The organism is Streptomyces sp. NPDC059371 (genome assembly GCF_042751995.1).
Taxonomy (GTDB): domain Bacteria; phylum Actinomycetota; class Actinomycetes; order Streptomycetales; family Streptomycetaceae; genus Streptomyces.
Window position 1 is genome coordinate 54187 of record NZ_JBHYXD010000019.1, and the last position, 18168, is coordinate 72354.

Consider the following 18168-nt stretch of genomic DNA (forward strand, 5'->3'; position numbering starts at 1 on the left):
CTCTCTGACCTTCTGACTTCTTGTGTAACCCGCTCTCCGGTGCCACCTCGCCCCCCCGCGCCGCGGCCCCCCCCCCGCGCGCGCGCGCCCCCCCCCCCCCCCCCCCCCCCCCCGTCTCGCTTCCGTGGAAAAGCATCCGGAGGGATCAATGTCGGACCAGACCGCCGACATCACCCGAATCAAGGAGAGCGCGCGTTCACTCTCCAAGATTCACCGTGAGTTCAGCCAGAACGCGAACCCCGCCGATGGGCTCGGGGTCGGCACGCTGGGCGAACAGAGCCTCGTTGACGTGTTCGACGATTTCGGTGACAACTGGAAGATCCATCGTGAGCGCTTGACGGACGAGCTGAAGAAACTTTCCGAGATTCTGTCCACGGCGGCCAAGGCTTACGAGGACATCGATCACCAGCTCGCCGAAGCGCTTCGTTCCACCGACGCGAAGGACGCGGGCGGCAAGGGAGCCAAGAAGTGACGCGTCCCCGGGCCGACGAATGGCAAGTGATCGGAGAGGCGTCGGACCCGATCCCCGGGGATCCGGATGAGATCGCCGGACTCGGCCGTGACCTTCGCCGGACTGCGGAAGCCATCCAGAAGCAGGCGAAGGAGATCACAGCGCTCTCCTCCGTCGAATCCTGGAAGAGCAAGGCCGCTGAGGAGTTCCGCAAAGAGGCCGAGGAAGCCGAGGGAAAGCTCCGAAAGGCCTTCAAGCGCTATGACGCGGCCGCCGACGCTTTGGGCGAGAAGGTCGTCGAGGGCGGCCCCTCCAAGGAGTACGCCTCTGAGCTGCATCGTGCGCAGAGCATGGCCGACAAGGCACTTCGTGACGCTCGTGACGCGCATGACGAGCACGAGTCGAGCAGCGGCGCGATCGGCAAGCTGCCCAAGGACACGGCGGACGACGACCCCGACCGGAAGAAGCTGGAGAAGCGCCAAGAGGCTGCGACTTCGGCAATGGAGCGAGCGAAGAAGGACCTCGACGCGGCCAAGGACATCCGCGATGCGGCGGCCAAGCGTGCGAGGGATGCCATTCGCAGCGCCATCGACCACGATGGCCTGAAGGACGGCACCTGGGACAAGTTCAAGGACTGGGTGCACGACAACGCCGGGTGGATCACAGAGTTCCTTAATTGGGCCGGCTGGGTCGCGACGATCTGCGGAACGCTCTCTTTGATGGTGGGATGGATCCCCGTCATCGGGCAGGCGCTGGCCGGAATCCTGGGGTCCATCGCCCTGTTTGCCACGATCGTCTCCCTGCTCGGGCATGTCCTGCTGGCGCTTGCCGGCGAGGGCAGTTGGTTCGATGTCGCACTGGACGTCGTGGGAATCGCCACGCTGGGTATCGGCCGCGGTGCCATGGCAGGCGCCAAGGGTGCGATGCAGGGAGCCAAGGGAATGGCTCGCTCGGCCGCCTTCCGGCGCGCCATGGAGAACGTCGTGGCCAAGCGGGGAAGTGCTGCCTTCCAACGGGCAGAGCAGGCGGCGTGGAAGCAGGCCAACCGTTTGAGCGGCGGCGCTCTGCGCGGGAAGAAGGGCGCTGAAGCGGTGGCCGGTGCCCCCAAGGGCTGGTTTCCCGGTGCGGGCCGCGTGGGTGAAGCATTCAACCCCCGCGCCATCGGCAGGGAGATGTGGGAGGGCTTCAAGGGCGTCAAGGACCTTCGCCCTCGTAACCTGAGCTCGCTGGGCCGGGGGAGCACCTGGGAAGGTGCCGCCTTCAAAGTCGGTGACAGCGGCCTCGGGGACCTGGCCCGGGAGCTCGACAACATCGCTCCGGAGATCCGCAATGTGAGCGAGGTCAAGGCGGCGATGGACGTGTTCAAGACCCAGACGCACATCTGGCAGGGTACGACTGCTGTGGCGACGTTCATCGACGCCGCTGACAAGGGAAAGCTGACCGCCCCGATCGGACACGCCCTCGGCACCGACGCGCTGGACGACGGGCTGTGGTCGGCCACGGGAATCAAGGACGCTTGGACGACGAGCAATGGCTGATCGACCGGATTCGGGAACGGTTCTTCCGGACACTCATGTGCGACCCCGGGGGGCGAACCCGTATGCCCTTGACGTGGTACGCCACGCGCGTCTCTACCGGCGCGGAGACGAGCTGATCCTCCGTGATCGCCGACTACGCGAGCGCCGGTACGCCATCGGCGCGGGCGGAATCAGCCGTGCTGTCTTCCTTTCGCCGCCCGACTCCGAAACGGTGGTGAGGACCCCCTCGGCCGACCGATGGGGTGTGGTCGACTTCCGAGGCGCCGACGAGAGGACGATCCTCCGGATTCCTCTCGCGGAGTGGCTTCCGGAAGCGGGCCTGGTCGGAGTGCTCGACATAGGGCCGTCACAATGCCTCGACCGGTCCGGATTGCGTCGGCTCGTGGGTGATCTGGGCATTTCCTTGGAAGAGAGCCCGAAGACGGGTGCGCACCGGGACGACCAGACGTCCGGCGTGCGACCCGACCGCGCCATTCATCACGAGCTTCCCGCCTGGCACAACTGGGCGAGGGGAATCGGCATGCTCGTCTGGTTCGTCTTCTTCCTGGTCTTTGCCATGACGGGCAACGCGAGCCCGTGGACGTTCGCTGTCGCAGCGGGCGGATTGTTCGTCGTGCCGGGCTCCGACATGGTCGTACGCCTTCTGCAGCGAACACGTGACCGTCAGGACTCATCGCTCACCGGCGCGACCGTCGTGACGCCATCACCGATGGAGGGCTCAGGAGCCACTCGCCGCTTCCATGACACGGCCGCCGTGCGGATCCTGCCGAAGGACATCGTCCTGACCGACACGCTGGGAGGGGAGCGGTGGATCGCTAGGGGAGGAGCGTCGGGAGTGACCAGCCTTGTGCGCCTGACGGATCCGAAGTCCGGTGCTGTCCTCGGTGTCGAGTTCAGGGACGGGACGGACGCGGTGCGGGTGCTCCTTGTCTGGCGCTGGTGGTTCGCCGGTCCGCGGGGGCGGGAGACCTGGGCGGAACTCGTCAGCACGCTCGGAGTGCCGGTCTCCGACGAGAACGTCCGGACCGTCAAGGACCCCGATTCATGGTGGCAGAACCATGAGCTGGCCGCTGACGCACGAATGATGTCGCCGATCGACGCGAAGGAAGCCCGCTCGCGGACTAGGTGGAACGCCGCGTCCGGTCGAGGCGCCGAGCCGTTCATCGTCTCTCTCTTCGCTCTGCTGTTGTTGCCTCAACTCGTTTCGGATCAGTGGCCCGCACGGGTGGCCGGGGCCCTGGCGATACTGACCATCGTGATCGAACTCTCGCAGGTGGTCGCCCATCAGCTGACCAGCCGGCTTCAGTTCGATCGCCCTGTGACTCCGGAGTCGCCGTGACCGCCCCCGCCGGAACGGACCGAACGCAACCGCCGCCGTCCGACTATCAGCTGTTGCTGCCCGACGGGTGGTTCCGGATCGATCTCGAACCTGAGAGACGACGACAGTCAGTCGACGCTCTGGTGAACCGACAGTTCAACGGCGTCGACAACGAACCACGCCTGCGTCGTCTTTTGCTACAGGAGTTGATTGAGCGTGCCACCAACGCGTTCGATCAAGGAGGCCTCGAGCTCTACATCAGTCTCCAGCGGGCGGGCGCCCTGACCATTCCCGCCTCTTTGCTGGTCACCCTGATCCCTCCTATGAGGCCGGGAGGACAGTCGCCGTCACTGCAGGAGCTGGCCGACGACCTCGGGGCCGAGGGAGGCAGAGGACGCACAGTCTCGATGGTCGAACTTGCCGCGGGCACGGCGATGAAGGTCCGGGTCGATCCAGATGCCACAGACTTGAAGGAACCGGTCCTCACCACATCGGGTGAGAAGGAGATCGACGCCCTTCCCTCCGTGACAGTGGACTATCAACTGGGCGTACCGCGCAGTGACATGAATCTGCTGCTGACGTTCTCCACGCCCCTGGTTCAGATCGCCGACGCGATGGTGGAGCTCTTTGATGCGGTCGCCGGATCACTCAGGTGGAAGGACGAGTGAGGTGACCTCCATTCCGACGCTCACCTACGGAATCACCTGCCCTCGGGACTGGATTCCCCTCCCCGTCATGCCGGGGGAGGAACTCAAGCGCGACTGGGCAGAGCTGGCAGCCAAGGACATTGTCGAGCGAAGTGAGGCGGCGGGATACGACATCGACCCGGAGGCTGTGCAGGCCGACCTGCGCGCCCGAGCCGAGGACAGCCGCAGCCGCGCCCCGTTCTACGCGTTCGCTTTCTATCCCGATGGTTTCGACGCGGCGCTGGGGATCTTGGAAGTCGATCTCATTCACCCCGACGATTCCGTACCCCTCATAACCTTGGACTGGCTGACCGATACCTTCAGTACCGACGACTTCGGGCCGCCCCAGGTCACGCGAACCGATGTCCCCGCAGGACCAGCCGTACGGATCCGACAAGACTTCGCCGCTGGCGGAGCTCCGTCAGATGGACCGGGACTCCTGTTGGAGACCCTCACGTATGGAATTGTGCCGACCGGTACCGAGAGCGCGGTGGTCCTTCTTATGTCCTGGACCATGCCAGGTATCGCTGACGCGATGGAGGAGGCGGCGGGCAGCATCGTGCAGACGCTGACTGTGGAACGCTGAGCCAGGACTGGCGCCCGGTGACGTCCCCGATCGAGTTGGTCCACCAGACCAACTCGAGTCGTCCGGAGACCCCTGGGGACGTCAGCGTGGGTGTGCCGATGACGACAGTGGAGAGCGTTTCCTCGGCCCGCCCATCGGCTTCGGGTGCGTCCGCATCAAACGACCGTGACGGCTGTGCGGAGCCTTGTCACCGTACGCAGGTCTTGCTCCCCCGTACGGACGTGCCGTCGGAGGTCTGCCACACGCCTGGAGCAGTCTTCTCCAGGCGCGTGTTGTACAGAACGTAGGCGTCGTTTCCAGCGGGGGTCCTGTCGACCTTCTCGGACCTCCGGTCCTTGTTGTACGCCTTGGTCTCATCGGCGCAGTACGAGACACCGGCGGACTTGCTGTCGAAGATCTCGACCCTGGGGCTGTAGTAGCGGGTGGTTCCCGTGTACGTGATTCCGGCGTCCAGCCACTTCTGAACCCACTTGACGGAGGACGTCAGAGCCTTGCCCTTGTAGTAGAAGGCCAAGCCAGGGGTGTCCGAGGTGCCCTTGATGATGGCGTCGTTCATCGCCGTCTGCGCGCGACCCGCGTCCGCCAGGATCGCGTCCTTCGTCGCGTCCCCCGTCTTCCATCCCTCGAATTCGTCCTTCACGTTGCCCGGAAGGGTGATGTCGGGCCGGTCGGCGTCGGCCGATGTGCTCGCGCTGGGGGAGGCCGAAGCCGTGCTGCCGCGGTCCGCTCCCGCGATCTTGTCGTTCGCCTTCGGGGTGTCGTCCCCGCCGCCACAGGCCGTCAGCAGCAAGGCTGTTGTCGCGGCGAATGCGGTAGCAACGGGCAAAGAGCGGCGCTTCACAGTGAACTCCCCGTGGGACATCGGTTGAGCGAACTCGATCAAGGGCAATGTCGACATCGTGTGGTGCATGTTGAGAGTGCGTCCGAGGCGGTCGACAAGGCGTTCAGCCGGCGCGGCGCGCTTTCGCGAGCTACGTCGCAAGGGTGGTTCCGGCGGGCCACCGCTTGACGGACTGGATCTCTTGGACGGTGATGTCCTGGATGGTTCCACCACTTCCACGGGCGCTGCCGGAGTAGGTGATCCGCGACTCCAGCGTGTGGCCGGAGCGCTTTGCGGACGTGTCGACGCTGGTGTCGGAACTGCCGGTGCCGCGATCGGCGAAAGCAGGGCCGGGCGACAGCACACAGGTCGTCGCAAGGGCGCCGACGGCGAGTGCCCGGCCCTTGGACCTCAGCGCGTGCACTTGCCGCTGCCCCTTTCGGAGACGAGCTGCGTCGTCTGCCAGACGTCGTTGCCGGCCTTCTTCAGGTGAGTGTTGTAGTAGACGTACGACTTCTTGGTCACCGGGGTTCGGTCGACCTTCTTCGTCATCACGTCCTTGTTGAACGCCTTGCTCTCGTCCGTGCAGAACGTGACCCCCGCGGATGTCGTTCCGTAGAGCGTCACACTGGGGCGGAAGTACCGAACGGTGCCGGTGTACGTGATTCCGGCGTCCACGAAGGACTTGACCCACTGAGCGCCGCCGACGAGGGCGTCGCCCTGCCGGTAGAAGGCGAGGGCCGGTTCGTCGGGGTTCCCCTTGACGATCGCGTAGTTGGTGGCCGTCTGCGCGCGACCCGCGTCCGCCAGGACGGCGTCCTTCGTCGCGTCCCCCGTCTTCCATCCCTCGAACTCGTCCTTCACGTCGCCCGGAAGGGTGATGTCCGGCCGGTCGGCGTTGTCCGAAGCGCTCGCGCTGGAGGAGGCCGAAGCCGTGCTGCCGCGTTCCGCTCCCGCGATCTTGTCGTTCGCCTTCGGAGTGTCGTCCCCGCCGCCACAGGCCGTCAGCAGCAAGGCTGTTGTCGCGGCGAACGCGGTAGCAACGGGCAAAGTGCGGCGCTTCACAAGGGACTCCCCGTGGGACATCGGTTGAGCGAAGTCGGTCAAGGGCCATGACGGTATCCATGGGGCTGCTGGTTTCGCCAGGCGGAAACCCCACGCCGGACGTGGGCATACGAGGGTGTTCCGGGGTGAATTGGCGTTCCATGGTGGCCTGATGGTGTTCCGGGACACATCGGTCCCTGCGGAGACGGGGCCCGCTTCCCCATCTCGCCCAGGGTTTGCGTTCGACACCTTCACGTGAGGCGCCGCGCAGGCGGAACCCTTCGTCTCCGGGGTGTTGTCCCCGCGTCCGTTCCACCTCGTACGCTGACCCGAGCCGAACAAGTCGAACACACGCGGCGAGTTCGTACGCGAAGGCAGAGGATGAACGACGCACCCGGGGGCACCATGGACCGCTACATCGAAACGCTCACCGTCGAGCGCGGCGGATTCCGGATCAAGGTGCCCGAATCGTGGTGGGAGTTCGACGTGCGGCCGGAGTCGCGGGACGACTCGATCCGGCGGATGGTGAGCGAACGGATCGACGGGCATCCGGAGTTGGCACGGCATCGCGACACCTACACCGGCTTCCTGCGCAAAGCCGCCGCCGACGCCTGGAAGTCCGGTGCCCTGTACTGCGGCTGCATGGCGGAGTCGTTCGGCGGGGACACCCCGATCACCGGCTCGGTCACCGTCTCGATCGTCGGCGGCCGCGCGCGGAACGGTGAGCCCCTTCCCACGGACCCTCAGGCCATCGCGGCACAACTCGCCGTGCGGGAAGCGAAGAAGGAGGGCGACGCCTGGCGGAAGGTGACCACCGTCGAGATACCCGGCGTCGGCCCCGCCGCGAGGACGTACGGCATCGAGGACATCGTCGTCCCTGACGACAGTCTCCAGCGCACGATCCGGGCTGTGCTCATGCAGACGTTCATCCCGGTGCCCGGCCAGGAGGGCAGGGTCGCGCTGGTCGCCGGCAGCAGCCAGGTCCTCGACCTCGCCGACTCCTTCTTCGACATCTTCGACGCCGTCACCTCGACGTTCCGTTTCGCGGGCCGGTAGGCCCGTGCCCCTCGGCGCCGCGGGCCCCCTGGCCGTGTACCGGCTCATGCCGAGCGCCCGGAATCTGCGCACCCTGCGTCTGGACGACTCGCTCGTCGATCTCAAGCGCTGGCAGTTCCAGGGCGACGACCGGGCGCCGCGGCCCACCGTGTTCGCGGCGGAGTGGACGGGTGATCCGAAGGCCCGGGAGGCCGAGTTCGTGTCCGACTGTCCCGGCGCTCCGATCCTCGGCGGCCGGCTCGCGGACCGGCTGCGGGAGGATCTGGAGAAGTCGGGCAGGCTTCTTCCGGTCCGCGTCGAAGGGTCGCCCGCGGCCGCCTACCTGCTCCACCTCGTGGACCAGGTCGTCGACTGTGTGGACACCCGCGCCTCGTCGCAGCCGAAGAAGGCGACCGGCGAGATGCAGAGGACCGTCTTCCGCCCGGACGCCCTCCCGCTGGCCCTGCCCTCCTTCCGCGTGCCGCAGTTCCCCGTCGGCGTGCAGTGGAACGCCTGGGCCGTCGACCGTCTGACCGGGCTCCTCGGGGACGACCTGGAGGCCCGCCCGGTCTGGTCGGAGGACCCGGCCGTCAAGCCGCATCCCAAACCGTGGGGGTTCTGAGTCCGGTTCTCCACCCGCCCCGTCCGTGAGCACCTCGTGCAGGCCTCGTGCACGGCCCGTGACGGCTGTTCCGGCCGGCGGTGGTGATTCGCTGGCGCACAGGTGACGGACAGGCCGTGCCGCCGGGCTCAACACGGAACCGAACGGCTGTCGTTGCGCGTCGATAACGTCGAGTCGGGTGCGCTTCAGGGGTCTTGACGCGCCTTGAGGGGCTTAGGGGCTGCTGATACGGTGCCATGGCTTGACACTCGCCCCGGCGCCGGAGTTCGACCAGGTCGCACGGTCCGTCCCGTAAAGGGGATCGGGGGTGAAGTGTCCTACTTGGCTCGTGAATTGACAGACATTTTCTTGGGTGTACGGGGAGCGGTCGCGTGAGGATCCAAGAGCGTACGGGGGCGGGCAACAACCGTGCCGCCACGTCGGCCCAGCCGGCGATGGGCGAGCGGCTTCCCACCCCGCCTCGCGAGCGCAAACCCGCGCTGGCCGCGCTCGCGGTGCTCCTGATCCTCGTCGGCGCGCTCGGCGCCACCATGCTGGTGCTGCGCGCCGGTGACCGTGTCGAGGTCGTGAAGGTGACGAGCGACATCCAGGCGGGTGAGTCCGTGGGCGATCACACGATCTCCGTCCTGGTCGCGGACGACACCTCCATCAACTACGTCAAGTGGAGCCAGCTCACCGCGCTCAAGAAGCTCAAGGCCAAGTCCACGATCTACAAGGGGACCGTGGTCATCGGCGACATGTTCGCCTCGGGTGCCGAACTTCCCGCCGGCAAGGCCTCCGTGGGTGTCTCCCTCAAGGAGGGCCAGTACCCCTCGGGCATCAAGTCCGGTGACACGGTGGCCGTCTACCGCGTCGGCGACACCGGAACGAGCGGCAGCCGCTCGTCGGGTTCGTCCAACTCCGCCGGTTCCGGCTCTTCGAGCGCGGACGCCGCTCCCATCGTCGAGCAGGCGAAGGTCATTTCGGTCGAGAACGACACGGACAGCACGATCAGCAGCACCAACCTGCCCGTCACCCTGATGGTGGACAGCGGCCAGGCGGCCTCCGTCACCACCGCGGCTTCGGCGGGCCAGGTCGCCCTCGTCATCGTCCCCGGCAACTAGAGGCGAGTGAGTAGACAGACATGGCGCTCATCGCCCTCGCCGCAGACAAGGGTTCTCCGGGAGTCACCACCGCAGCGGTGGCGCTCGCGGCGGTCTGGCCCCGCAGGGTCCTGCTCGCCGAGACCGACCCGGCCGGCGGCGACCTCGTGTACCGGAGCGCGGCGGCCCACGGCGGCCCGCTGAACCCGAACACCGGCATGCTCTCGATCGCGGCGACCGCCCGGCGCGGTCTCGTCCCCGACCAGCTCTGGGACCACGTACAGCCGCTGAGCGGCGGACTCGACGTCCTCGTCGGACTCGGGATCGCCGAGCAGGCCGCCGGTCTCGCCGGACTCTGGCCCACCCTGGGCCGGGCGTTCGCGCAGCTCGCCGACTCCCCGAACGCGCCGGCCGACGTCATCGCCGACTGCGGCCGGATCAGCGGGGACACCCCGGCGGCGGAACTGTTCCCGCACGCCGCCCTGGTGCTCCTGCTCTCCCGCACCGAGCCCGAGGCCATCGCCCGCGTCCGCGACCGGGCCGCCGCCCTCTCCGCCAAGCTGCACGGCGGACCGCGCGGCGCCGGCGGACTCGCCACCCCGTTCATCGGCGTCGTCCTCGTCGCCGACCCGGGCGACTCCGCCAAGCTCGTCCACCAGGTCAACGACATGCTCGTGGCGGCCCAGACCGGAGCCCGCGTCGTGGGCACCATCGCCGACGACCCCGCGGGCGCCGCCCAGTTGGCCGGACGCCGGCGCGGGCGCCTCGACAAGTCCCTGCTCATCCGCTCGGCCCGCAAGGTGACCGCGGATCTGTATCAGCAGTACGGCGCCGCCTGGTCCGTACCCGCCGACGGACCGAACGCCGGGCACGGACAGCCCGCCGCCGGAGCCGGCCGATGACCGCCGTCGACCACCAGCTCGTCAAGCGGTTCCGGCAGGACGCCGGCGACCGCATCTCCGAACAGCGCCGCGAGGACCAGGTCCGCGGCGTCACCCCGATGTCCAGCGAGGACGAACGGCACTACGCCCGCGCCGTCATCGCCCAGATTCTCGAGGACCACGCCCGTACCGAGATCAACCTCGGCCGGACCCCGCCCGACGCGGAGACCGAGGAGCAGTACGCGGCAGCCGTCCACGCCGCGCTCTTCGGAGTGGGCCGACTCCAGCCACTCCTCGACGACCCGGAAGTCGAGAACATCGACATCAACGGGTACGACGAGGTCTTCATCGGCTACGCCGACGGCCGGGAGGCCAAGGGGGACCCCGTCGCCGAGACCGACGAGGAACTCGTCGAGCTGATCCAGATCCTCGGCGCGTACTCGGGTCTGTCGTCCCGTCCCTTCGACTCCGCGAACCCGCAGCTCGACCTGCGGCTGCCGGACGGTTCCCGGCTCTCCGCCGTCATGGACGTGACCCGCAGGCCCGCTCTGTCGATCCGCCGCGCGCGCCTGGGCAAGGTCTTCATGTCCGACCTCGTGGGCAACGGCACCCTGACCCCCGAGGTCGCGCACTTCCTCGCCTGCGCCGTCCGGGCCCGCCAGAACATCATGATCGCGGGCGCCACCAACGCCGGCAAGACGACGCTGCTGCGCGCACTCGCCAACGAGATCCCGGCGCACGAGCGGCTCATCACCGTCGAGCGCGCCCTGGAGCTCGGCCTCGACACCTTCGCCGAACTGCACCCGAACGTCGTGGCGTTCGAGGAGCGGCTGCCCAACTCCGAGGGCCAGGGCGCCATCACCATGGCCGAACTCGTCCGCCGCTCGCTGCGTATGAACCCCTCGCGGGTCATCGTCGGCGAGGTCCTCGGCGACGAGATCGTGACGATGCTCAACGCGATGTCGCAGGGCAACGACGGCTCGCTCTCCACGATCCACGCGAACAGCTCCAGCGAGGTGTTCAACCGCATCTCCACGTACGCGCTCCAGGCGTCCGAGCGACTGCCCATCGAGGCCAGTCAGATGCTCATCGCGGGCGCGGTGAACTTCGTGGTCTTCATCCATCGGCGCAACGACTACGAGTCCGGCGGCCGCCTCCAGCGCAGGGTGACCTCCGTACGCGAGGTCAACGGCGTCGACGGACGGGTGCTGTCCAGCGAGGTGTTCGCCGAGGCCCCGGACGGCCGGATCGTCCCGCACGCGCCCATCGCCTGCCTCGACGAACTCGTCGCGCAGGGCTACCGGCTGCCCGGCAGCGGGAATTGGTGACGACGATGACCCAGGACATGACGACGGCCATGGCCCCGGCCGTGCCCCACCTGACCGCGGCCTTGCCGCACCTGACCGCGGCCGCGCCGCACCTCGACCCAGCTGTGCCGCACCTGACCGCGTCCGCGCCGCACCTGAGCGCGGCCGTGGCCACGGGCGCGGCGCCGGGCGGGACCTCCGGCACGACATCGCTCGCGGCCCTCGACTCGCTCGGCTCCATGGGCGGACTGTTCTCCCTGCCCGTCCTGTACGCCCTCGGGTCCGGGATCGCCGTCGGCGGCGGCCTCGCGCTGTTCGCCGTCGCCGTACGCGGACTGCCCGCCAAGCCCGAACACGAGAAGCAGAAGGCGAGCGAGCGCGCGGCCGAGCTGATCCGGTTCGCCGGACAGCGCGGTTCGATCGCCGCCATCGCCGGCCTCGTCGTCCTCCTCCTCACCCGCTGGGCCGTCGCCGGTGTCGCGGCCGGCATCCTCGTCTTCTTCTGGGACAAGCTCTTCGGCGGTGCCTCCGAGGAACGGGCCGCGATGCGCCGGGTGGAGGCGCTGGCGTCCTGGACCGAGTCGCTGCGCGACACCATCGCGGGCGCGGTCGGTCTGGAGCAGGCCATCCCGGCCTCGGCGCGCGCCTCCGCCCCCGTACTGCGGCCGCATCTCGACGCGCTGGTGGACCGGCTGCGTTCCCGGACACCGCTCCCCGACGCCCTGCAGCAACTGGCCGACGAGATCGACGACGCGTCCGCCGACATCATCGTGGCCGCGCTCATCCTCAACGCGCGGCTGCGCGGCCCCGGTCTGCGCCAAGTGCTGGGCGCGCTGGCCAAGTCGGCGCGCGAGGAGGTCGACATGCGGCAGCGCGTGATGGCCCAGCGCGCCTCGACCCGGCGCTCCGTGCAGATCGTCGTCGCGGTGTCCATCGCCTTCGTCCTCGGACTGTCGATCTTCAACCGTGAGTTCGTCGAGCCGTACGGGACCCCGGTCGGCCAGCTCGTACTCGCCTGCGTCTGCGGGCTGTTCGGCCTCGGCTTCTGGTGGCTGCGCAAGCTGTCCACGATCGAGACGCCGGAGCGGTTCCTGGTACGGGACGAGTCGTCCGTCCGGTTCGTGCGGCCCCGTACACCGGTTTCCGGGGATGAGGCGGTACGCCGATGAACCTGACCATGCCGATCCTGATCGGCGCCGTCCTGGGCCTGGGCGTCTACGTCGCCGTCCGCGCCCTCATGCCGTCGAGGCGCAGCGCGGTCGCGCAGGTCGCCCGTATCGACGCCATGCGGGCCCGCGGGGCGGCGTACGAGTCCGCGCATCACGGACAGCGGGACAGCGGACGCCTCGGCAGCCTGCGCGCCCAGGTCGGCGCGCGCGTCGCCGAGCTCTATTTCCAGCAGGGCTGGGAGCAGCGCTCGCTGCGCGCCGATCTGGCGGTGCTCGACCGGAGCTGGGAGCGGTTCCTGGCGACGAAGGTGCTGCTCGCCGCGGCCGGTGTCTTCTTCGGTCCGTTCCTCTTCGCCGTCGTCTGGACGCTCGGCGTCGGCCGCAGTCCGATCATCCCGGTCTGGCTCGCGCTGCTCTTCGCGATCGTGTTCTTCTTCCTCCCCGATCTGGAGGTGCGGCGGGACGCGGTGGACAAGCGGCGTGATCTGCGGCGCGTGATCGGCGCGTATCTGGACCTGGTGTCGATGAGCCTGGCCGGCGGGCGCGGTCTGCCCGAGGCGCTGTTGGCCGCCGCCGAGATCTCCGACGGCTGGGCCACCCAGCGCATCCGCAACGCGCTGGCCGACGCCCGGATCACGGGCATCAGCCAGTGGCAGGCGCTCGGCTCGCTGGGTGAGGAGCTCGGCGTCGAGGAGCTGAAGGATCTGTCGGCGTCCCTGGCGCTGGTCGCGGACGACGGGGCCAAGGTGCGGGAGTCGCTCGCCTCGCGTGCCGAGACGATGCGCCACCGCGAGCTTTCCGAGATCGAGGGCAGTGCGGGCGAGAAGTCGCAGTCGATGCTCGTCGCCCAACTGCTGCTGTGCGCGGGCTTCCTGGTCTTCCTGATCTTCCCGGCGGCGATGCGTGTGTTCCAGGTCTGACCGACCGCGCCGCCCGCGGGGCCACCCGTCGGCCAACACTTTCCTTCGAGAGGACAACTCACCATGAACGGACGGAACTTCAGCACCGGGATCCCGGGGGTGGACTTCCTGATCACCTTCCTCCAGGGCCGGGTGCAGCGTGCCCGCTCCGGCGAGCTCGACCGGGGCGCGTCCGCGGTCGAGTGGGTCATCATCTCGGCCGTCGTCGTCGCCATCGTCGGCGTGGTCGCGGCGATCATCAACGCGGCGCTGAGCGAGGGCGCCAACAAGGTCGGCGACTGCATCAAGGGCGCCGACGCCGGCAAGACCTGCTGAGCGGCGGGAATGCGAGTGCGCGAACACCGAGGGGTACGAAGCTGGGTGCGCCGCAGGGTGGAGGCAGCCTCCGCCCGCGGTGACTCCGGCATGACCGCGATCGAGTTCGTGCTGCTCACTCCGGTGCTGTTCTTCATGATCTTCGCGACGGTGCAGTTCGCGCTGTACTTCTTCGCGGACCACGTCGCCCAGGCGGCGGCCCAGGCGGGCGCCCGCAAGGCCCGTGCCACGGCGGACGCGCAGCCCGGCGCGTGGCGCGGCGAGGCGGGTGACGTCGTCGACAGCTACATCAGCCAGCTCGGTCCGAAGCTGGTGCTGTCCCCGGACGTGACGATGCTCCAGCCGGAGCCGGACACCGTCGGGGTCGAGATCAGGGCGAGGGTCCCCTCGGTCTTCCCGGGCCTGGACCTGACGGTGCACGCGCAGTCGTCCGGCCCGGTGGAGAGATTCGTGAAGGAGGAGGGGCCGTGACGGGACCCGGGGTCCGGCTCGCCGCTCTTCTGGACCACGTGTCCGGGCATCGGCGCGACCGGGGACTGTCCACCATCGAGGTGGTCATCCTCGCGCCGGTGATGATCCTCTTCATTCTGGTGCTGGTGGCCTTCGGGCAACTGGTCGACGGCCGCGGCGCGCTGGACGGCGCCGCCCGGGACGCCGCGCGGGCCGGTTCGATCCAGAAGGACCACGCGACCGCGATGGCCGAAGCGAGGAAGGCGGCCGAGGCGGACCTGTCGGACGTCTGCTCGGGTCCGGTGACCGTCACCCAGACCAGCGCGGGCTTCGAGCCCGACACCCTGTTCACCGTCGAGGTGAGCTGCGAGGTGAGAGGCCTGGCGATGATCGGCCTCGATGTGCCCACCACCCTGGACGCGTCCTTCAGTTCACCGCTCGACCCGTTCCGGAGGACGGCATGAGGCTGAACTCGGCGGTCCGGGAGCGGGCCCGGCGGGCGTGCCCGGAGCCGGACCCCGCACGGCGGGATCCGGAGCTGAGCCCCGCACGGCGGGATCCGGAGCTGAGCCCCGCACGGCGGGATCCGAAGCCGCCCCTCGCCCTGCGCGGCTGGGCCGCCGCGCGCCGGGAGCGGCTCGACGACCGGGGCTCGGGGGCCGGCGCGGTCATCATCTTCGCGCTGGTCTTCCTCTCCCTCTCGGCGTTCGTCATCGACGGCGGGATGTCCATCTCCAAGCGGGAACGGGCCGCCGACATCGCCGAGCAGGCGGCCCGGTACGCGGCCCAGGACATCGACCTCGAATCGCTCTACGAGAACCAGAACGGCCCGGCGCCCATCAACTTCGAGAACTGCGGCGCCCGGGTGAAGGCGTTCGCCCGGGAGATGGGCATGTCCGGCGCGGACATCGCGGCGACCCACTGCGTGACCGCGGACGCGGAACAGGTCGAGGTGGAGGTCCAGCTGACCTACTCGCCGGTCTTCACGGGCATGTTCTACGGCGGAGACGTGACCGTCCACGGCCGAGCGGTGGCGGAGAACGAGGTGGGCTGAGACCCCGGCCCTGCTTGGGCGCGGGGTCGCTCAGTCCATGTCGATTCCGAGATCCCGGGTGAGGATCTCCATCAGCCGTGTCTCGGGAACGTCCGGAACCCGGTACCGGGCCTTTCTGACGTGCGTGAGGAAATCCCGGGGCAGGGAGACGTGGTAGGTGCCGAGGTAGTACGTCAGGTCCTGACGCCACAGCCAGGTCCCGTCGGTGTACAGCGAGCCGATGCCGGACATGAGGGGGCCGTCCGGGTCCAGGACGTCGGACCCGGCACTCGTCTCGGCCCAGAGCCCGGCACCGCGTCCGAGATACCCGATGATCTCCGCCTCGTCCGGCTCCCCACCCGGACGGACGGAATCCCGCAGGAGCCCGTTCACGGGAAGCCCCCACCCGGGCCGAAGCTCGGAAAAGAACCCCAAGGGTCGGATCATTCCCGTGCCTCCGTCCTGGTGCCGTTCTCGAACTACTTCGGCCCGTCCTTCTTCTCCGTCTTCACTCCCTCGGAGACGTTCTTGGCCAGCTCGTCGTCGAGCTTCTTGAACTCGCGGACCACGGCGTCGGACATCTTCGCGAGGGCGTCGAGGGCCTGGCCGATGTCCTCGCGGCCGTCCTCCCAGCCGGACTCGAAGTCGTCCAGGGCGTCGTAGACGGTGTGGTCGCCCAGGTCGTCCTGGTACGACTCGAAGAGCTTCTTGGTGTGGTTCAGCCGGGTCTTGATGTCCCGCAGCCGGCCGCCGTAGTCCTCCAGCTCGCTCAACGGGAGCGCGAGGTCGCTCTTGCCGCCACCACCCATGTCGGTTCCCCCTTGTCGAGTTCTGAAGTCCCGGTCAGGCGAACCGGAACGTGCCGGTCACCGCGTCGAAGATGTCGTGGAACGCCTCGGCCAGGTCCAGCACCGGGCTGGCTCCGGAGACGAGAACGACCTGGTCGGTGGTTCCCGGGACCGGGATGTACGTCTGGGTCAGCACCATACGAAGGGTACGGGTGTCGCCCTGCGCGACGGGCACGTCCTCCACGCCGAATGTCCGCGCCGCTACTCCGATTTGGGGGATGTCGACGGTCGTGACCGTGCGCCAGGCGTCGCCCTCGCGGCGGGCCGTGACAGTCCGCAGATTCTCCGCGATGGCACGCGGGTCGGTCGACAGAGCCACGCCCTGCTTGTTCCTGGCACCCAGCACCGACACGGTGAGGGTCGCGGTCAGCGGAACACCGTCGAAGTTCTCGGCCATGCAGCCCATGTACACGGCCCCGGAGTCGTATGCGTCCTTGGCCATCTTGCGCAGCATGGCCGCCAGGTCGCCTCGGTACTCGGCGAGTTCGGGAATCCCACGGATCCGCTCGTCGACGAGGCCACGGACGGTCGCGTCCCGGCCCTCCGGGCGGATGTCGAACTCCCACCAGGATTCCGGGACGGACAGCGAGAAGCCCGAGAAGCGTTCCGGGGCCTCCGGGGACGCGGAGCTTGCGGTCAAGGTCGGTGGCCTTCTTTCAGGTAGCCCGGTGCGATCCGTCCGGGGCCGGCAGCCAGTCCAGCAGATCCTCGGACCCGGCGGGGGGATCGGCGTCCGTGGTGAGGGACACAGGCAGGTCGAGCCGGGTCGCGCACTCCAGCAGGTGAGGTGAGAGGAAGGTCCGGGAACCGCTCCGCACGTGACCGCTCAGGTCCAACTGCACGGAGTGGCCCCGGCGACGGATGTCCTGGATCTCCTCCAGGGCGGGGGAGATGAGCGCGGCCAGTTCGTCGAGAAGCCCGCCGAATCCCCGTTCCGGCGCCCCGGTCACCTGGAGCGCCCAGCATCCCTCGCCGGGGCGGAAGGGCGATTCGTCCGTCGGCTCTCTGGAGAGCGTGGGGGTGAGGCCCAACTCGGCCGTGATGTCGCGCGGCTTCAGGTTCCGGCCGGTGATGAGGAGGGCGGCTTGAGGGGCTCCCCATGAGGAGAACGGTTCCATGGTTGTCCTCACCGATCGCTGACGCTGGTGGTGACCGTGACGGGAACGCGGAGGGCCGCCGCCTTCCGGACGACGTCGGGGTCCAGCACGAACGTGGCTCCGCGTCCGACGAATCCGAAGAGGTCGAGGTGAATGTCGTATCCCTGGGCGGTCAGTTCGGCCAGTGACTCGGAACGGGGCTTCACCATGTCCACCAGCACGCTGAGCTGGGTGCCGATGCCGCCCGGCATCCGGTCGTGGACCTGAAGCGCCCAGAGGCCGTCCTTGGGCGTCGACACCTGATCGTGCTGATCGCTTCCCGCGCTCCCCGTCGATGTCGGCGGGAGCGAAAGTGTCCGGGACACCAGATCCGCGTCCAGGTCCGGCTTGCGGACGATCAGTGTCACCGCGGTCTCGGCCCAAGGCCCCTCACTGTGGACGTACTCGATCACGCGTCCCCTTCGTCGAACGTGACGGGGGCGTACGTCTTCGCGTAGGCGGCGAGGAACGTCCGGGCTTCCTCGGGTAGCGGCAGGGGCGCCACGGCTACGTAGTCGATGAGCCGCTTCGGTGCGTAGTAGTCGCGGAAGCGGTATTCCACGCGGGCCGGTTCAGCCGCGTCGGTGTAGTGGTGTGCCACCCCGAGGGATTCCGGGAGTTCGGAAAGTCCATACGTGCCGACCGCGTCCCCGAGGCCGACGGGAAGCCGGTATCGGGTCACCTCGGAATCCGAGACCGGAATGCCGCCCGAGCCGATTGCCCGGAGTTGGGGAAGGCCGAAGCCGAACCATGGACCGTTCTTCTTGACGAGCATCCAGCCGTCGGACAGTCGCATGAGAAGTGGAGAGTGCCGTCGAGGAAGGAGGGGGAAAGGGACCAGGGGGCCCGAACCAGGCGGTATCCGATGATCTCTCCGCACTGGCCGTCGATCGGGGGAGCCGCTTCAGCGCAGATGCGGCAGCGATT

General features: G+C 68.5%; 25 protein-coding genes. 16 read left to right on the top strand and 9 right to left on the bottom strand.

Annotation, left to right across the window (positions count from 1 at the left end):
- Positions 1-148: 148 nt before the first annotated feature.
- The 5 genes from ACFXGX_RS13920 (at position 149) to ACFXGX_RS13940 (ending at position 4579) form a co-directional block, all read left to right on the top strand.
- Positions 149-472 (top strand): hypothetical protein, encoded by a 324-nt coding sequence (locus tag ACFXGX_RS13920; protein WP_384789531.1) that lies wholly within the window; start codon positions 149-151, stop codon positions 470-472.
- A complete protein-coding gene (locus ACFXGX_RS13925) occupies positions 469-1989 on the top strand; it encodes a putative T7SS-secreted protein (RefSeq protein WP_384789534.1) in 1521 nt (506 codons plus the stop codon). Before ACFXGX_RS13920 ends, ACFXGX_RS13925 begins: the two co-directional genes overlap by 4 nt.
- Before the next feature lie 382 nt (positions 1990-2371).
- Positions 2372-3328, top strand: coding sequence for a hypothetical protein (locus ACFXGX_RS13930; RefSeq protein WP_384789537.1), 957 nt, complete (start codon positions 2372-2374; stop codon positions 3326-3328).
- A complete protein-coding gene (locus ACFXGX_RS13935) occupies positions 3325-3975 on the top strand; it encodes a hypothetical protein (RefSeq protein WP_384789540.1) in 651 nt (216 codons plus the stop codon). Before ACFXGX_RS13930 ends, ACFXGX_RS13935 begins: the two co-directional genes overlap by 4 nt.
- A 1-nt stretch (position 3976) precedes the next feature.
- Complete coding sequence (locus ACFXGX_RS13940; RefSeq protein WP_384789543.1) at positions 3977-4579, top strand: hypothetical protein; 603 nt, start codon at positions 3977-3979, stop codon at positions 4577-4579.
- 187 nt (positions 4580-4766) lie between these two features.
- Here the strand turns inward: ACFXGX_RS13940 and ACFXGX_RS13945 are convergent, their stop codons facing one another.
- The 3 genes from ACFXGX_RS13945 to ACFXGX_RS13955 all read right to left on the bottom strand — a co-directional run bounded on the left by ACFXGX_RS13945 (position 4767) and on the right by ACFXGX_RS13955 (position 6464).
- Positions 4767-5420, bottom strand: a complete 654-nt coding sequence (locus tag ACFXGX_RS13945) for a hypothetical protein (RefSeq protein ID WP_384789546.1) — start codon at positions 5418-5420, stop codon at positions 4767-4769.
- A gap of 130 nt (positions 5421-5550) precedes the next feature.
- Positions 5551-5823 (bottom strand): hypothetical protein, encoded by a 273-nt coding sequence (locus tag ACFXGX_RS13950; RefSeq protein ID WP_384789549.1) that lies wholly within the window; start codon positions 5821-5823, stop codon positions 5551-5553.
- On the bottom strand, positions 5811-6464 hold the full coding sequence (locus tag ACFXGX_RS13955; protein ID WP_384789552.1) for a hypothetical protein: 654 nt from the start codon (positions 6462-6464) through the stop codon (positions 5811-5813). The genes ACFXGX_RS13950 and ACFXGX_RS13955 overlap by 13 nt, the downstream gene beginning before the upstream one ends.
- Positions 6465-6848: 384 nt before the next feature.
- On the opposite strand from ACFXGX_RS13955, the gene ACFXGX_RS13960 reads away from it, so the two are divergent.
- The 11 genes from ACFXGX_RS13960 (at position 6849) to ACFXGX_RS14010 (ending at position 15278) form a co-directional block, all read left to right on the top strand.
- Positions 6849-7499, top strand: coding sequence for a hypothetical protein (locus tag ACFXGX_RS13960; protein ID WP_384789715.1), 651 nt, complete (start codon positions 6849-6851; stop codon positions 7497-7499).
- Positions 7500-7503: 4 nt separating this feature from the next.
- On the top strand, positions 7504-8100 hold the full coding sequence (locus tag ACFXGX_RS13965) for a hypothetical protein (protein ID WP_384789555.1): 597 nt from the start codon (positions 7504-7506) through the stop codon (positions 8098-8100).
- A 371-nt stretch (positions 8101-8471) separates the two neighbouring features.
- On the top strand, positions 8472-9203 hold the full coding sequence (locus tag ACFXGX_RS13970; RefSeq protein ID WP_384789558.1) for an RcpC/CpaB family pilus assembly protein: 732 nt from the start codon (positions 8472-8474) through the stop codon (positions 9201-9203).
- A 20-nt stretch (positions 9204-9223) separates the two neighbouring features.
- On the top strand, positions 9224-10084 hold the full coding sequence (locus tag ACFXGX_RS13975; protein WP_384789561.1) for a hypothetical protein: 861 nt from the start codon (positions 9224-9226) through the stop codon (positions 10082-10084).
- Complete coding sequence (locus tag ACFXGX_RS13980) at positions 10081-11391, top strand: CpaF family protein (protein ID WP_384789564.1); 1311 nt, start codon at positions 10081-10083, stop codon at positions 11389-11391. The genes ACFXGX_RS13975 and ACFXGX_RS13980 overlap by 4 nt, the downstream gene beginning before the upstream one ends.
- Before the next feature lie 218 nt (positions 11392-11609).
- On the top strand, positions 11610-12539 hold the full coding sequence (locus tag ACFXGX_RS13985) for a type II secretion system F family protein (RefSeq protein ID WP_384789718.1): 930 nt from the start codon (positions 11610-11612) through the stop codon (positions 12537-12539).
- Positions 12536-13459, top strand: coding sequence for a type II secretion system F family protein (locus ACFXGX_RS13990; protein WP_384789567.1), 924 nt, complete (start codon positions 12536-12538; stop codon positions 13457-13459). The genes ACFXGX_RS13985 and ACFXGX_RS13990 overlap by 4 nt, the downstream gene beginning before the upstream one ends.
- Positions 13460-13522: 63 nt before the next feature.
- The gene (locus ACFXGX_RS13995; RefSeq protein ID WP_351863077.1) at positions 13523-13774 is read left to right on the top strand and encodes a hypothetical protein; all 252 of its coding nucleotides are present in this window, start codon (positions 13523-13525) and stop codon (positions 13772-13774) included.
- 90 nt (positions 13775-13864) lie between these two features.
- Entirely contained in the window at positions 13865-14245 is a 381-nt protein-coding gene (locus tag ACFXGX_RS14000; protein WP_384789571.1) for a TadE family protein, read from the top strand.
- Positions 14242-14688 (top strand): TadE/TadG family type IV pilus assembly protein, encoded by a 447-nt coding sequence (locus ACFXGX_RS14005; protein WP_384789574.1) that lies wholly within the window; start codon positions 14242-14244, stop codon positions 14686-14688. The genes ACFXGX_RS14000 and ACFXGX_RS14005 overlap by 4 nt, the downstream gene beginning before the upstream one ends.
- A gap of 140 nt (positions 14689-14828) precedes the next feature.
- A complete protein-coding gene (locus ACFXGX_RS14010; RefSeq protein ID WP_384789720.1) occupies positions 14829-15278 on the top strand; it encodes a TadE/TadG family type IV pilus assembly protein in 450 nt (149 codons plus the stop codon).
- 30 nt (positions 15279-15308) lie between these two features.
- Here ACFXGX_RS14010 and ACFXGX_RS14015 read toward each other — a convergent pair whose 3' ends face one another.
- The 6 genes from ACFXGX_RS14015 to ACFXGX_RS14040 form a co-directional block, all read right to left on the bottom strand.
- On the bottom strand, positions 15309-15650 hold the full coding sequence (locus tag ACFXGX_RS14015) for a hypothetical protein (protein ID WP_384789577.1): 342 nt from the start codon (positions 15648-15650) through the stop codon (positions 15309-15311).
- A gap of 86 nt (positions 15651-15736) precedes the next feature.
- On the bottom strand, positions 15737-16066 hold the full coding sequence (locus ACFXGX_RS14020) for a hypothetical protein (RefSeq protein ID WP_384789580.1): 330 nt from the start codon (positions 16064-16066) through the stop codon (positions 15737-15739).
- Between the two features lie 34 nt (positions 16067-16100).
- Positions 16101-16745 carry a hypothetical protein gene (locus tag ACFXGX_RS14025; RefSeq protein WP_384789583.1) on the bottom strand — a complete coding sequence of 215 codons (645 nt, stop codon included), beginning with the start codon at positions 16743-16745 and terminating at the stop codon, positions 16101-16103.
- Between the two features lie 16 nt (positions 16746-16761).
- The gene (locus ACFXGX_RS14030) at positions 16762-17223 is read right to left on the bottom strand and encodes a DUF4279 domain-containing protein (RefSeq protein WP_384789586.1); all 462 of its coding nucleotides are present in this window, start codon (positions 17221-17223) and stop codon (positions 16762-16764) included.
- An 8-nt stretch (positions 17224-17231) separates the two neighbouring features.
- Positions 17232-17654 (bottom strand): DUF4279 domain-containing protein, encoded by a 423-nt coding sequence (locus ACFXGX_RS14035; RefSeq protein ID WP_384789589.1) that lies wholly within the window; start codon positions 17652-17654, stop codon positions 17232-17234.
- The gene (locus ACFXGX_RS14040; protein ID WP_384789592.1) at positions 17651-18037 is read right to left on the bottom strand and encodes a hypothetical protein; all 387 of its coding nucleotides are present in this window, start codon (positions 18035-18037) and stop codon (positions 17651-17653) included. Before ACFXGX_RS14040 ends, ACFXGX_RS14035 begins: the two co-directional genes overlap by 4 nt.
- Between the last annotated feature and the right edge of the window lie 131 nt (positions 18038-18168).